This is a genomic window from Treponema sp. OMZ 838, assembly GCF_000775995.1.
Classification (GTDB): domain Bacteria; phylum Spirochaetota; class Spirochaetia; order Treponematales; family Treponemataceae; genus Treponema.
The window spans coordinates 246,262-260,159 of sequence record NZ_CP009227.1 but is presented as its reverse complement, the minus strand read 5'-3'; the positions used below and the strand labels follow the sequence as shown (position 1 = coordinate 260,159).

At 46.6% G+C, this 13,898-nt stretch carries 17 protein-coding genes; 4 read left to right on the top strand and 13 right to left on the bottom strand.

Annotation, left to right across the window (positions count from 1 at the left end; genetic code table 11):
- Nucleotides 1–17: 17 nt before the first annotated feature.
- Genes ftsA through mraZ form a run of 7 tightly spaced genes read right to left on the bottom strand, consistent with a single transcriptional unit; the run spans nucleotide 18 to nucleotide 6,309 of the window.
- A complete protein-coding gene (gene ftsA, locus QI63_RS01145; protein WP_044013125.1) occupies nucleotides 18–1,259 on the bottom strand; it encodes a cell division protein FtsA in 1,242 nt (413 codons plus the stop codon).
- Nucleotides 1,252–2,091: a cell division protein FtsQ/DivIB gene (locus tag QI63_RS01140; protein ID WP_044013123.1), complete on the bottom strand. Its 840-nt coding sequence runs from the start codon at nucleotides 2,089–2,091 to the stop codon at nucleotides 1,252–1,254. The genes ftsA and QI63_RS01140 overlap by 8 nt, the downstream gene beginning before the upstream one ends.
- The gene (gene ftsW, locus QI63_RS01135; protein WP_044013121.1) at nucleotides 2,091–3,227 is read right to left on the bottom strand and encodes a putative lipid II flippase FtsW; all 1,137 of its coding nucleotides are present in this window, start codon (nucleotides 3,225–3,227) and stop codon (nucleotides 2,091–2,093) included. Before ftsW ends, QI63_RS01140 begins: the two co-directional genes overlap by 1 nt.
- Nucleotides 3,224–4,615, bottom strand: a complete 1,392-nt coding sequence (gene murF / locus QI63_RS01130; RefSeq protein ID WP_044013118.1) for a UDP-N-acetylmuramoyl-tripeptide--D-alanyl-D-alanine ligase — start codon at nucleotides 4,613–4,615, stop codon at nucleotides 3,224–3,226. Before murF ends, ftsW begins: the two co-directional genes overlap by 4 nt.
- A 4-nt stretch (nucleotides 4,616–4,619) precedes the next feature.
- Complete coding sequence (locus QI63_RS01125; RefSeq protein ID WP_044013116.1) at nucleotides 4,620–4,901, bottom strand: septum formation initiator family protein; 282 nt, start codon at nucleotides 4,899–4,901, stop codon at nucleotides 4,620–4,622.
- A 5-nt stretch (nucleotides 4,902–4,906) separates the two neighbouring features.
- Entirely contained in the window at nucleotides 4,907–5,854 is a 948-nt protein-coding gene (rsmH, locus tag QI63_RS01120) for a 16S rRNA (cytosine(1402)-N(4))-methyltransferase RsmH (RefSeq protein WP_044013114.1), read from the bottom strand.
- Nucleotides 5,855–5,859: 5 nt separating this feature from the next.
- Nucleotides 5,860–6,309: a division/cell wall cluster transcriptional repressor MraZ gene (mraZ, locus tag QI63_RS01115; protein WP_044013113.1), complete on the bottom strand. Its 450-nt coding sequence runs from the start codon at nucleotides 6,307–6,309 to the stop codon at nucleotides 5,860–5,862.
- Nucleotides 6,310–6,492: 183 nt separating this feature from the next.
- Between mraZ and QI63_RS01110 the strand changes: the two genes are divergently transcribed.
- The gene (locus QI63_RS01110; RefSeq protein ID WP_044013111.1) at nucleotides 6,493–7,449 is read left to right on the top strand and encodes a TraB/GumN family protein; all 957 of its coding nucleotides are present in this window, start codon (nucleotides 6,493–6,495) and stop codon (nucleotides 7,447–7,449) included.
- Nucleotides 7,450–7,507: 58 nt separating this feature from the next.
- Here the strand turns inward: QI63_RS01110 and QI63_RS01105 are convergent, their stop codons facing one another.
- Nucleotides 7,508–8,716: a hypothetical protein gene (locus QI63_RS01105; RefSeq protein WP_235619739.1), complete on the bottom strand. Its 1,209-nt coding sequence runs from the start codon at nucleotides 8,714–8,716 to the stop codon at nucleotides 7,508–7,510.
- Nucleotides 8,717–8,728: 12 nt separating this feature from the next.
- On the opposite strand from QI63_RS01105, the gene QI63_RS01100 reads away from it, so the two are divergent.
- Together QI63_RS01100 and QI63_RS01095 are read left to right on the top strand one after the other, a co-directional pair.
- Nucleotides 8,729–9,445, top strand: coding sequence for an RluA family pseudouridine synthase (locus QI63_RS01100; protein WP_044016895.1), 717 nt, complete (start codon nucleotides 8,729–8,731; stop codon nucleotides 9,443–9,445).
- 34 nt (nucleotides 9,446–9,479) lie between these two features.
- The gene (locus tag QI63_RS01095) at nucleotides 9,480–9,806 is read left to right on the top strand and encodes a DsrE family protein (protein ID WP_044013107.1); all 327 of its coding nucleotides are present in this window, start codon (nucleotides 9,480–9,482) and stop codon (nucleotides 9,804–9,806) included.
- Nucleotides 9,807–9,811: 5 nt separating this feature from the next.
- On the opposite strand, the gene QI63_RS01090 is transcribed toward QI63_RS01095, so the two are convergent.
- The 4 genes from QI63_RS01090 to folK all read right to left on the bottom strand — a co-directional run bounded on the left by QI63_RS01090 (nucleotide 9,812) and on the right by folK (nucleotide 12,563).
- Entirely contained in the window at nucleotides 9,812–10,546 is a 735-nt protein-coding gene (locus QI63_RS01090) for a pseudouridine synthase (RefSeq protein ID WP_052185574.1), read from the bottom strand.
- A 160-nt stretch (nucleotides 10,547–10,706) separates the two neighbouring features.
- Nucleotides 10,707–11,240, bottom strand: a complete 534-nt coding sequence (gene scpB / locus QI63_RS01085) for an SMC-Scp complex subunit ScpB (protein ID WP_006189743.1) — start codon at nucleotides 11,238–11,240, stop codon at nucleotides 10,707–10,709.
- A 1-nt stretch (nucleotide 11,241) separates the two neighbouring features.
- A complete protein-coding gene (locus QI63_RS01080; RefSeq protein ID WP_144389692.1) occupies nucleotides 11,242–12,018 on the bottom strand; it encodes a segregation and condensation protein A in 777 nt (258 codons plus the stop codon).
- Between the two features lie 56 nt (nucleotides 12,019–12,074).
- Nucleotides 12,075–12,563 (bottom strand): 2-amino-4-hydroxy-6-hydroxymethyldihydropteridine diphosphokinase, encoded by a 489-nt coding sequence (folK, locus tag QI63_RS01075; protein WP_044013104.1) that lies wholly within the window; start codon nucleotides 12,561–12,563, stop codon nucleotides 12,075–12,077.
- Between the two features lie 101 nt (nucleotides 12,564–12,664).
- On the opposite strand from folK, the gene QI63_RS01070 reads away from it, so the two are divergent.
- Entirely contained in the window at nucleotides 12,665–13,369 is a 705-nt protein-coding gene (locus QI63_RS01070) for a B3/B4 domain-containing protein (protein WP_044013101.1), read from the top strand.
- A 106-nt stretch (nucleotides 13,370–13,475) separates the two neighbouring features.
- Here QI63_RS01070 and QI63_RS01065 read toward each other — a convergent pair whose 3' ends face one another.
- Nucleotides 13,476–13,895, bottom strand: coding sequence for an Rrf2 family transcriptional regulator (locus QI63_RS01065; RefSeq protein ID WP_044013099.1), 420 nt, complete (start codon nucleotides 13,893–13,895; stop codon nucleotides 13,476–13,478).
- Between the last annotated feature and the right edge of the window lie 3 nt (nucleotides 13,896–13,898).

Below are 13,898 nucleotides of genomic sequence, written 5' to 3'. Positions count from 1 at the left end.
TCCCTCCCTTTCCTCTATTAAAATAGATTTTTCCAAAAGTCTTTGATTTTGCCGACAATTTTACCCGGCTCTGCTTCTGTTTTTTTTGTTTCTTCATCGGAAGCCGCTTGCTGTTTGTACTGAGATAAAATCAGTCCGAGTACGGCGGCAAATTCGGGGCTGCGGTATTCTCCGGTTAAACCGCCAAAGGTTCCCGGGATACCTAACCGGACAGCCGGTGTGCCGAAGATTTCGGAGGCAAGTTCCGTAGCACCAGGCATAAGCGAACCGCCGCCGCAGAGAATTACATTACCGGCAAACCGGTTTGAAGCAGTTATGGGTGTTATTTTATCCTTTACCATCGTAAAGATTTCTGCCATTCGGGCTTGCAGAATATCGCATATATCCGCTTTTTCAATCTGTATCGGTGCCCTTCCGCCCGGAGCGGAAATTAGTACGGATTTATTATCTTCCAAAAGCGGCTGCCAGCAGCATCCGTCAGTTATCTTGACCTTCTCGGCGGTTTCGGATGAAAGCCCTTTTACGATTGCCAAATCGTTTGTCGCATGGCTCCCGCCGACGGGCAGCACTGCCGTAAGTACCGGCGCTCCGCCGGACATCACCACAATATCGGTGGTGCCGCCCCCGATATCGATGAGTACCGAACCGAGATCCTGTTCTTCCTGTGTCATAACGGATTCTACGGCGGCCAAACCGTGATACATCGGGGTATCAACTTGTAAATTAGCACGCTTTACACAATCGACAATATTTTTGATGCAGGTAACCGAGCCGGTAATAATATGTACTTCCGCTTCGATGCGGACGCCGATAACATTATGCGGATCCACAATACCGCGCTGGTCGTCAACGATATACGATTGCGGGATAACATGCATAACGCGCCTATCCATCGGGATAACGACTGCTCGTGCTGCTTCTATAACACGGTCGATGTCCTGCTGGTCTATTTCGCGGTTTCCTTTACCTTTATCGGTAACGGCGACAATACCGCGTGAATTAATTCCTTCAATATGGGTGCCGCCGATTCCCGTAATGCAGTGGGTAATTTCTACGCCGGACATCATCTCCGCGGCTTCCACTGCTTCGTGGATTCCTTGTACGGTCTTTTCAATATTGACAACCGTTCCTTTCCGTAAGCCTTCAGAAATACCGGTGCCTACGCCGATAATTTGCAAGACTCCTGTTTCCAGTTTTTCAGCAACAACGGCTCTGATTGCGCTGGTACCTATATCCAATCCGACTATGATATCACTCATTGGCTTCACCTCTTAAGCGGTAGGAAGCGGTTCCTGCCCGTACATCCAACTCCTCAATCTCCGCACTCAGATCAAATTTTTGTATGACATCCAATGCCAACATCATATACCGCAATCGCTCCTCATTCAATGTACTGTCGGTACGTACCTTAACTTGTGTTTGTACCGGATAGAGGATGAGATCAAAACCGCCGTATTTTTTCTGTTCAATTTTTATTTCAGATATCTCGCTGAGTAAAACCGGATTTTTTTTCTGCAAAAGATCCAGCTGCTTGAACAGCGGTACAAGCTGCTTGTGCACCTTCATTCCCGCCCGTATAGTCTGAAAGGAAAGACCGCTGATAACAGGCAGCTCCGGCTGCCCTTTCTTGGAAGCCGTTTTAAATACTGTTCCCGTTTTATCTATTTCCATCGGGATAGTGCGTCCGCTGACTGTTGCAAGCAAGACACCGACCGGCTTCCGTTCGGTTATTTCAATTAGCACTTTGTCCGGATACTTTTTGAGTACCCGTGCTTCCGCAACGAGCGGATAACTTGCAACCCGATGCAATAACACATCTTTATCGATCTTTCCCCATTTTTCCGTTCCGGTCAGACCGACAGCTTTTTTCAGTTCCGCTTCGGAAATGGTATCATTTCCTAAGACCTGTATCTTTGCCGTTGAATTAAAAGGCAGAATAAAAAGGTGATAGACGGACTCTCCTGCTAAAAATAACAGCATCGCTAAAATAAGGATTTTCAGGAGCTGCTTTCCTTTTGTTTTTTTAACGGCTTGAGGTAATTGACGCGGTTCGGTATATGCGTGGTTTTGTAAACCGATAATATCAGACATTATGAAGCACTCCTTTTTGTATAACTTGAAACATTGATAATCAGTCCGCATAGGCAAAGACTGGTAATGAGCGAAGATCCTCCGAATGAGAAAAAGGGGAGGGGAATACCGGTTGCAGGCAGCAGACGGACAACGACTCCTAAATTTAAAAAAGATTGAAGGACGATTGACGATGCTGCTCCGAATGCAACATAGCAGCCGAAGCGATTCTTACAGGAAAACGCAATCAAATAGGCTACCGCGGTAAATGCAAGCAAGAGTGCAAGATAGCCGCAGACGCCTAAAAAGCCCATTTCTTCCGCCCATGCGACAAAAATAAAATCGGAGTATATTTCGGGAACACTCGAAATTTTATGTACACCGTTCCCTATTCCCGTACCGTAAAGACCGCTGCCGGCAAGCGCTTCGATGGCTGCATTGATTTGATAACCCGTATCGAGCGGATCGCTATCGGGGGAGATAAAAGAGAGTACACGCTTCATCCGGTAGGTTGAGGTAACAACCATAAGTACCGCGCAGGGAATGGTAACAATCAATCCCTTCAGGAACCAGAGCAGCGGTCCTCCTGCCGCAAAAAACATCACCATAAAGATAAGCATTAAAAAAATTGCACTCGAAAAATCATTTTCAAGGTATATTAGCAATACGAATATGGATGTGATAAAAAAAGGCGGCAATATTGAAATCAGCGGAACATCCAATTGATCTGCTTTTTTATCAAAGAAGTTTGCAAGAAAGATAATGAGCAGAAGTTTGATAAATTCCGACGGCTGCAAACTGAAACCTCCGATGGAAATCCAGCGGTTGGCGCCGTTTCGCGGTGAAGCGATGCCCGGAATAAAGGGAAGCAACAGAAAAATAAAGCCTGCTATCAGTAGATAGGGCAGCAGTTTTCGTAAATGATCAAAACTGAAGAATGAAAAAAAGATGAGACCGATGCAGCCTATAAGGAGATTACGGAATTGCCGGACAAGGAAGTAAGAAGAATCATCAAAAAACCGTTCGGCATAATGCAAAGAACCCGAATAGAGAACGGCAATTCCGATTCCAACCATGATGAGTACGAGCAGAATAAATGTGAAGCTGTACCGGTCGCGGTTGATATTCTTTTCGACGGCGATAGTGTGGTGCATCATACCCGCTCCTTTTGCAGAATAGGTTCAAACTGCTCGAGCGCAAGGCTGCGGGATCCTTTCAGGAATACAAAATCGTTCCGGTTTAATAAACCGTCTAAAGTGTCGCGGAGTTTATCGGCAAAGGCTTCCGTAAAGCAGAAAAAAGGTTTATTTGCAGTGTTTTCTTGCTCGATGGCTGCCGTACACATCTCTCTGCCGAAAAAGAACAATGCGTCGGCATCGGAAGCGAAGGCTGCTGCACATACGGCTTTGTGTGCAGCATGGGATTCTGCACCCAGCTCCTTCATCGAGGCAAGTATATAAATCTTTTTGCCGCTTACCCGGATATTTGCACACAGAGCAAGCCCTGCATTCATCGAATCGGGATTTGCGTTATAGCAATCGAGCAGATAGGTTACCGGCCCGCGGATAATTTGCGATCTTCCGAATAAGGCATGCATCTGTTCGATGCCCGCTTTTATCGACTGCAACCGGATATGACAGTATTCCGCAACGGCAATCGCGGCAAAGGTGTTTTGTACGTTATGGATTCCCGGAAGCGGTAAGCGGATAGTTTCTCCCCGATACCGTATCTCCGCGCCGGAAAGTCCTTCGAGGGTATAGGAGCTGGGATCGGCACTGTAGGTAACTATTTTTCCGTGCGGTACTTCTTGCAAGAACGCCGTATATTCATCTTGAGCGGGGACGAATCCGACGGAGTTTTCATCAAAACAGGAAAAAATTTCTTTTTTCTCCTGGGCAATAGCGTCTTTGGAACCGAGCATCCCGATGTGAGCGGTACCGATATTGGTGATAACGGCAATGTTCGGTTTCAGGACTGCGGCAAGCTCCGTAATTTCTCCCTTCCGGTTCATACCAAGTTCAAAAATGCCTACTTCATGTTCTTTCGTTACGGTAAAAACCGACAGCGGCAAACCTGTTTCGGAATTGAGGTTGCCCTCATTTTTTATAATTCGGTATTTCTGTGCAAAGATGGATGCAAGCAGTTCTTTGGTCGTCGTTTTACCGTTTGAACCGGTTACCCCGATTTTAATGAGCTGCGGGAATTGTTCCAGATAGGCCGCTGCGGCGTCTTGCAATGCCTTTAGCGTATGATCAACGCGGATACAGGCTGCCTGATATTTTTCACAGAGGGTGAGGATGAGTTGAGTGTTTTCTTGAACGCCGAGGTACGCTGCATCGGCAAGTACGCAAGCAGCTCCATGCTGTAACGCTTGTTCGATATAGCGGTGTCCGTCCTGCTGTGTACCCCGCAACGGAATAAAAAGCGCATGATCGCCTACCGTTCTGCTGTCCGTGGTAACAGAGTCAAAACCTTGATAAGGAGAATAATTGCAAATAAATGTTCCCGCAACTGCCGTGCAGAGAGCCTCCCAACCCAACAACATGGCGTTATCCCTTCTTTTCCTTATCTAAGGAGATGCGGATAATTTGAGAGGAATCCGCTTTATGCATACCCAATTCTTCCACAGCGATCTTTTCGATCCGCTGCGGTTTTGAGAGGATGGAAATAGCCGAAATCTTCCGTTTGTTTTCTGCAATCAGACGATTCTGCTCATTGTTATAGGCATTTACTTCGCGTTCAAGTGTATTATAAACTTGAGACTGCTTAACAGTGAAGAAAAGCAGACACGGAATACTGACGGTAAGAATCAAAGCTACAAGGTGTTTCATATCGGTTATGACCTCCTCAAAGAGAGCTTTTTTATAACGCGGAGCCGGGCGCTGCGGGACGGTGCGTTACCGGCTGTCTCTTCGGCAGAGGGGCCGACCGGTTTTTTCGTAAGCAAAGCTGCACGGGGCACGCCTCCACATGTACATATCGGCATTTCAGGCGGGCAAATACAGCTTTTTGCAAGGTCTCTAAAAAAAAGTTTAACAATGCGGTCTTCCAGCGAATGAAAGGAAATAACGCCCATTTTACCCTCTGCCGCAAGGCACGAAAAAGCTTTTTCCAACAGGCGCGGCAGCCGGTCAAGTTCGCTGTTCACGGCAATCCGTAAGGCTTGGAACGTCTTGGTTGCCGGATGTATGGGGCCGTGTCTAAAGCGGGTGGGAACCGCATGGAATACGGTTTCACTTAACTGCCGCGCTTCCGTAAAAGGGTGCTTTTCCCGTTCTGCAACAATAGCGCGGGCAATCGGCCTCGAAAAGCGTTCTTCCGCATAGAGGTACAGTAAATCTGCGAGTTTTTTTTCGCTGTAGGTGTTTACGATATCAGCGGCTGTCAGCGATTCATTCGGATTGATACGCATATCGAGCGGTTCATCTGCGCTGAATGAAAAGCCGCGCTTTGATTCCATATAATGGAAAAGAGAAATACCGAGGTCAAATAAGATGAGCGAAGGCGCCGCTCTATCTTGAGGGTATTGATCAAAAAAAGTATCCGACCAGCCTAAAAAAAACTGCATACGCTCGCCGAATGGGGCAAGCCGTGCCCTTGCTTTTGCTTGAATAGCAGGGTCGGCATCGATACCGATAACCTTTAACTGCGGAAAACGGGTTAAAAAGGCTTCGCTGTGGCCGCCTTCGCCTAATGTTCCATCAATAAGAAGCGGGTCGGATGTTTCCGGGGCAAGCAATTGCAGGCATTCTTGTAATAAAACCGGTGTGTGTACAAAGTTCATACATGTTAAAAACGGATAAGCCCCAAGTCCTCGCTCGCTTGATGGAAATCCGCCTCGCTTCCCTCCAGATAAGCCCGATATTCATCCGCATCCCATAATTCTAGATAACGGTTGATGCCCAATAGCACGCAGTCTTTTTCGAGCTGCGCGTATTCACGTAAACTTTGGGGTATTGAAACACGTCCGGCCTTATCAATGTCTATTTCCTGTGCGGGAGCGATAAGCCTGCGCAGTACAAGACGGGAGTTTGCCTGAAACAAAGAAGCGGATTGCATAACTTTTTCGGATAGCAATGCCCATTCTTCGGGTGGAAATATCCATAAGCAGCGGTCAATTCCGCGGGTAATCACTACTTGTGATCCCGGTAGTAAACAGCGTAATTTTGCAGGAAACATAATACGTCCCTTTTCATCAAGCGTATTATTATACTCTCCTGAAAACACACTTTTTTCCACTTTTACCTACTTTCCTCCACTTTTCCCCATTTACTTTTATTTTACCGGTAAAATGATAAATGTCAATGCTCTTTTTGCCGATATTATAGGGCAATCGAATCAGACGGCTTTTCCCTTCCCCCCGGATATAAATCCTCTAGTAGGAAATACAAAAAAACGCTATTTTATCGATAGGAGGATTGTATGATAGCTTTTAAATATGTGAAAAAAATTGTGCTGCTACTGATGCTGAGTATCGCTCTTACTGCCTGTACGACTACGGGACAGGGTAAGCGGCCGTCAGCATTATCGAAGCCGGTGCTGATAGAACGTCCCGAACGCTTTTTTTGGGAGATACGGGGTAATAAGGGATCCGTTTATGTGCTCGGAACCATTCATGTTGCCGATAAAAAGTTTTATCCGCTTGAAAAGAATGTACTGCGTGCCTTCGATAAAGCCGACCGGTTGGTGAGTGAGATTGGCGGTATGGCCGAAATGGAAGCTCTCGTCGGTGAAATGCAAACCGTTATTATGAAAAATATGAATACCGACCCTAAAAAGAGTTTACTTAATGTCTTATCAGAGGATGAACTTGTTTTTCTGTATGAAATGATCGGTGATGATACGATGCACCGGTTCGCCTTATTTAATCCGTGGGTCTTAAATACGGTACTGGTTCAATTACTGACGTTTAAGGCTGGGATGGATCCCTCAGATGGTATCGATATGTATTTGATGCAGCGTGCGGAAAATAAGAAAATCGAGGCACTCGATACGGCAGAGCAGCAAATTGCAGCTTTGTCATACGGTACTTTTGAAGATCAGCTAGCAATATTAAAGGATTCTATACAAGCGCTGCGAGATATAGACAAGAGTATAGCGGAAGTACATACGATTCGAGACCTTTACCTCAGCAATAATCGAAAAAAACTTTCAGCGTTACTTGTCGAATTACTTTTGGAAGTACCGTCCTCTTTTTCTGAGAAAAAAGCGCAAGCTTATATCGATGCGTTGTTGACCGATCGGAACCGGATATGGGCACAGAAATTCGATGAATACCTGCGCGAAGGCGGCAATACGTTTGTCTTTGCCGGTACTGCGCACTTCCTTGGAAAGTCGAGTGTTTTTGAAATTATGCGGCAGAAGAATATGCTTGAGTAAAAAAGCAATAGGGCACCTCTAAAAAATCGGTTAGATTTTTAGAGGCTCCCAATAGTGCTTATTCCTTCTTACCGAAACCGTATTCGTCCCGTTCGGGCGGAACGTACCAATCGACGGCGAACCAGAGGCGGGGATCGGCAAGGTCTTGTGCGATTTTGCCGAGCGCAACCTTTGCCGTTGTTTCTGCAATAAGATAGCGCTTGCCGTTGTGGGTAAAGCGTGCCCCGTCGCCGGTACAGTCTACGGCTGCAACCGCATGCTTTTGTTCCGGGGCAATCATCAAGATTGAATCGATATTGAAGTACTGCAATAGTACGGACATCAGCAGTGCGCGGCTGTCGCAATCGCCGCTTCGGTCGCTGCACACGGCCGGAATATTGAGAAAGTCGGCTCCGCTTTCATCCCTTGCATAGGTAAAATCCTGCATCCAATCAAGTAGGACTGCGGCGACGGTTTCCGCAGCGGGCATTTTTCCTTTTTTGTCCACTTCTATTAATTCTTTTTCCAGCATCAGCGCAAGATGGCGGCATCGGGCAATACTGTCGCGGTAAATCATCCGGTAATAGCGCTGCCATGCTTTTTGCTGCAGCGGGGAATTAAGATAGCGTGTCAGCAGGGCAAACTCGCGGTCTATTACTGCTTGGTTTGCTTCGGAATCCGAGCGGTCAAAATGCACGGAAAGTTTTTTTCCGTTAAAGAGCACTTCTTTTTTTACCGTTCCTTCTTTGGGATAAACGGCCTGAATCATCGGACCGGGTTCAAAAAAGGACTGACGGCTGATGAACACCGCATCCAAGCAGGAAATCATCATCGGCTCATATTCCTGCGCTTTTGCCGCCTGTGTTGTTGTTAAGACAACCAGCCATCCCTTTTGTTCGGCGAGCGGCTGCACCAAAAGCCACCCCGCCTGTTTTTGGTTTTGCTGTGTAAATTGAAGGTTTGCAACGAGCGCGGGGTTGCCCTGCATCAAAAATTGTATCGCTTTTTTTTGCGCTTTCAGTTGAGAAAAAATATGTTCCGCCGCAGCGGTCACCGTACCGAACTGCTGATACGGGTAGAGTGCAACCTGTAATCCGACGGGGATAATTGTATTTTGATAAAGATAACGGGAATTATCCCGGGAATTCACCTGTCTGAATCCCTCCGGTAAATCCAATGTATAGCCTAATGAAGGATTGCTGATCAGTTCCGCCCGAAGCGGATGGCCGATACAAAACGATAAAAGAATGAAACATAACAAGTGCTGAAATTTTTTCCGATTCATCATATACTCCCCACTATGCACAATAGTCAACAAAATATTGTAAAGAAATCCATTCCGATTGTATATGAGGACGAGGCAATTTGTATCGTCAATAAGCCTTACGGTATTCCGGTACAGGGCGGGGCGCACATTGCCGTGTGCCTTACCGAGATTTTAAGCAAGCAGCTCAGGACAGAAATATTTCCGGTACACCGGCTGGATAAAGAGACTTCCGGCTTATTGGTAGTTGCAAAAAGCGCCGCCGCCGCCCGTTCGTGCCGTACCTTGTTTGAGTTGCGGGCGGTCGAAAAGGAATATCTTGCATTATGCTTCGGCAGTTTTGAACATTCTGTAAATAAAAAAACACTGAAACTCATTCCGAAAGAAGGCATTATCGATACGCCGATTATGGAAAACGGCACGCCAAAGCCTGCCTCAAGTGCATACAAACTGCTTGCGGGTACTGACGCATACAGCTTGTTCTCCGTCCGATTGCATACCGGCAGAATGCACCAAATCCGTATTCACCTTGCCGGTATCGGCTGCCCGATTATCGGCGACGATAAGCACGGAAACTTTGCATTAAATAAACAGCTTTGGAAAACCGCCCGCATTAAAAAGCTCCAGCTCTGCGCATACCGCCTCCGATTTCCCATCGGCGGCACGCTTCGCCTTTTTACCGTGCCGGTACCCGAACATATACAGGCGGCTATCGATGTGCTGATGCCGGAAACTATATGCGGACTTTCTTGACAGGTGCATAAGCGCAGGGTATAGTTTCGGCACTATGCACTATAAAGTTTTATTCAGAATAGAAAAGCTTCAGTTAATTGCTAAATTGCAAAATAAATTAGTCAATTACCGAAATTATTGCAAAGAAACCGGCGATACAGCGGAAATTGAAATCGTGTTTGCCGGAGACGTTGTGCAATATTTTAAGAATCTTGAAAATGATTTTACAGACTGCGGTTGCGACATAGCTCTGTGCCATAATGCCTTAGCGGGGCAGGGGATGGACGACATACAGTATAAAAATATCAGAACCGTACGCGCCGGAATCGGAGAAATCATCAAACGGAAAGCACAAGGCTTTATCGAGTATACGATTGAGTAAAAAAATTATTCTGTGTACTTTCGCTCCCCGTTTTGACTCTCCGCTGCGAGGTCTAGCAGCGCCTGCCGCTCTTTTGCAGTAAGGTCGCGGAACTCTCCTGCTTTCAGGGTTCCCAGCTCAAGATTCCCGATGCGAACCCGCATCAGCCGCTTTATCGTGCAGTTAAAGGAATCCAGCACGCGGCGGATTTCTCTATTTTTCCCTTCAACAAGTACAATCCGCAGCTTACGGTGGTTTACGGCAGCGGCTGAACGGCATTTGTAAAAAATGCCGTCAACGCGGATACCGCGTTCAAAGCGGGTGAGCAGCTCCGGCGGAAAGTCCTGCGTGGTTTCGATGACATATTCCTTTTCGATCTGCGCCGACGGGTGTTCTATCTTTGCGGCAAAATCCCCGTCGTTGGTAAAGAGGATTGCCCCGCTCGAAAACATATCGAGCCTGCCGATGTTGTAGAGCCGCTCGCTGTAGGTCTCTTTTAAAAGGTCTGCGGCAGTGGGGCGTCCTTTTTCGTCGGAGAGCGTGCAGACAAAGCCCGCCGGTTTGTTCAAAAGCACGTAGCATTTGCGCGCTTCGGGATGCACCGGCTTCCCGTCAAGGAGTACCGTATCACCCATGCGAACCTTGCTGCCCATGTCGGTAACAAGCGTTCCGTTTACGGAAACGCGCCCCTCCGCGATGATCTTTTCGCAGGCACGCCGCGACGCCACCCCCGCATGGGCAAGATAGACTTGCAGCCGCATCTCCTCCTTGCCGCTTTTTCCGTTATCTTCGGGAGCTGTACCGTTGTTGAAATATTCGGTTCGCCTGCCGCTGTTTTTGTCGTCTTTGTTAAGAGTGCCGTTATCGAAAGATTTTATCCGTTTGCTGTCGAAAGCTCGGGGCGATTTGGAAAAATGATTGTTACCGCGCAAGTTCGAACCGCTCCTGCTCCGTCTCATCCATCTTGGGTAAGTCCGCAATGCTGTTGAGACCGAATACTTTTAAAAATTCTTTGGTCGTGCCGAATTGCACCGGTTTTCCGGGAATATCTTTTTTCCCCACTTCTTTAATCAGCTCTTTTTCTACTAAAAGCCTAATCATTGTGTCGGCGGAAACTCCGCGGATTGCCTCGATTTCGGCACGGGTTATCGGCTGAGAATAGGCGATAATCGACAGCGTTTCCATTGCAGCGCGCGAAAGCCGGTTCTCGTTCTTTTTACCGTAGCGGTCTTTCAGCGCATCCCAAAATTCTTTTTTGGGCGTGATAATCCAGCCGCCCATCATCTGTGTAATTTCGATACCGCTCGAACCTTCCGAATATGAATCTTTCAGATTTTTAATACATTCTTTTACGACATCGACCGATAAGCCGGCAATTTTACTGATTGCAGCGTCGTCAAGCGGCTCTCCTTCCAAATAGAGGATTGCCTCTACGAGAGCTGTTTCTTTTTCCATTTTATACTCCATCATCATTGCGGGCAGCTTCCCACGGGCGTATTTTTATATCGCCGAACATCCTGTTTTGCCAGATACTTGCCATCCTGAATTTGACCGCCTCAAGCAGTGCCATAAAAGCGCAAATAACATCCAGCAGATTGCCCTTCCGTACAATTAAATCGGTAAAAAGGCATTCACCCTTTTCTTCCAAAAATTCGTTCATCAGCGTCAGCTTTTCGTTTACGGACACTTCTTCGTACAGGTCAAGAATTTGTTCCGAATTATAATTAGACATCAGTTTTGAGAACGTCCGTAAAAGCTCCCACGTATCAACCCGCTCCCACAGGTTTTCTTCGGTAAAGGGAAGCGCGTGCTGTATTTTCTTGCGCTCAAAAAACCATTCGGCCTCGCTTTCTTTTTCTTCCATTAAAACCGACAGTTTTTTAAATTTTTGATACTCAATCAGCTTGTTGACCAATTCCATACGCGGGTCTTCGATATCCTCATCGTCCAGATCAACCTCGACGGGAAGGAGCATCTTGCTTTTAATGTAGATAAGATGCGCCGCCAATTCATAAAACTCGGTTAAGCTGTCCAGATTGAGGCTTACCGCATAATCGAGGTATTCAAGATACTGTTCGGTTATGTCCCCGATGGGAATATCGTAGATATTGATCTCATTTTTCTTAATTAAAAAGAGCAGAAGGTCGAGCGGCCCTTCAAAATCATTGACTTTAAACGCACTCAGCGCCTCGTTGTTCTGTTCTTCGTGCTTTTCATCTTCGCCTGTTATCATGGGCGGTATTATATCGAAGAATGGAACTTTTGAAAATATACGACGCATCTACCACATCAGAGACTTTTTCGTACGCCTTGATCGGGTAGGGCAGCGAGTGCGGCGGCGAGCAGCTGTTGCGTAACGGGGTCACTGTAGTCAGGATACAGTTCCAACAAGGGGATGAGTGCAAAAGCTCGCCGGTATACTGCGGGGTGCGGGATGATAAGCGGAGGATTATCGAGCTTAACAATTTGACTTCCGAAAAAGAGAATATCGATGTCGAGTGTGCGGGGGCCTTTGGGAATTTCAGCTTCACGGTTTCTGCCGTAATCCGCTTCAATCTGCTGGAGCGTTTTAAGCAGTGCTGCGGGGCTTCCTGCATAGTTTCCCGATACAACCATGTTGTAAAAATCGTCCTGATCGAGGTAATCCTGCGGTTTTGTAATATAGACGGATGAGGTACGGATTCCGCTTAAGAATGATGCGAGCCGTTTAATAGCCTCTGCAAGGATTGTTTTTGAATCTCCGCGGTTGGAGCCAAGTCCCAGTATAATTGTTTCCATAACTACATTTTCGGCCTCTTTACAAAAGAATAGTATACTTTTATAGTAGCGATACTATTTTACATTGTCATCATTTATAACAAAGGAGATACGAAGATATTATGAGTAAATTTTTGGCGGATGCTTCTTTTTGGGAACTTTTTCCTCAGGCGCAGCTCGGTGTGGTACTGTTAAAGGGTATAGATAATAGCGGCGAAAGTGTCCGTGATATAAAGGTATTACTTTCACGAAGCAATGCCGATGCGGAAAAATTTTTGGTAAAAAATGTGTTCAGCGAAAACCCCGTTATCGCTATCTGGCGGGATGCGTATCGTAAGTTTAAGACAAAGAAAGGCGTTCGGTGCAGTATCGAAGCGCTGTTGAAACGGGTTGAAAAACAAAATCCCGTTTCGTACATTAATCCGCTGGTAGATATTTACAATGCTGCGTCATTGCAATTCGGCTTGCCGTGCGGAGCGGAAGACAGCGATGCCTTTGACGGCGATTTAATCCTCGGTGTTACAAAGGGTGGTGACGATTTTTTTGCGCTCGGCGATGAAGAGCATAGCCAAACCATGGAAGGGGAGTTGTGCTACCGCGATAATAAAGGCGCCGTCTGCCGCTGTTTTAATTGGCGTGACGGGCAGCGCACGATGATTACGGAAAATACGAAAAATGCGTTTATCATTATGGAGAATCTCGATCCTGCCCGCTTGGAAGACTTAAAAGGCGCATTGGCGCTTATCGGCGAATATGCTCAAAAGTACCTTGGTGCAGCTGTTACAACCGAAATTTTGACGCAAGCGAATCCTTCTATAGAGTTGTAAATAGTATAAAGCTGAGGATCTTGGACGTTTGGATATTGTATCCTTAGGTCTGCAAGTCCTCAGCTTTTTTTATTCGTGCGGATGCGTAAAAGAAACAAGACTACTGTTATATTCCCGCTCCTAAATCGGCAATTGTTGTTTTGTTAAGCGAATCTGCCATCGCTTGTTGCGCCTCTTGCAATGCAGCATCAAGCACGCGGTGAATCTTGCTTCCGACAGGGCATTCCGGATTCGGATTCGGATGGAAATTGAAAACCTCCCGTTCCTCTGCTCCCTCATTGATTGCGTTGTATACATCCAGCAGCGTGATTGTATCAGCCTTCCGTGCCAAGTGTGAACCGCCGATCCCTGCCGCAGTTTTTACCAATCCCGCCTTTTGCAGCTGCAGCAAAATTTTTCTTATGATAACAGCATTGACACCCGTGCTTGCAGAAATAAAATCCGAAGTAACGCGCATATCCTTTTCAAAATACTGAATGCACAAAAGCGTATGAACCGCTGCTGTAAAACGAACACTGATTTTCATATT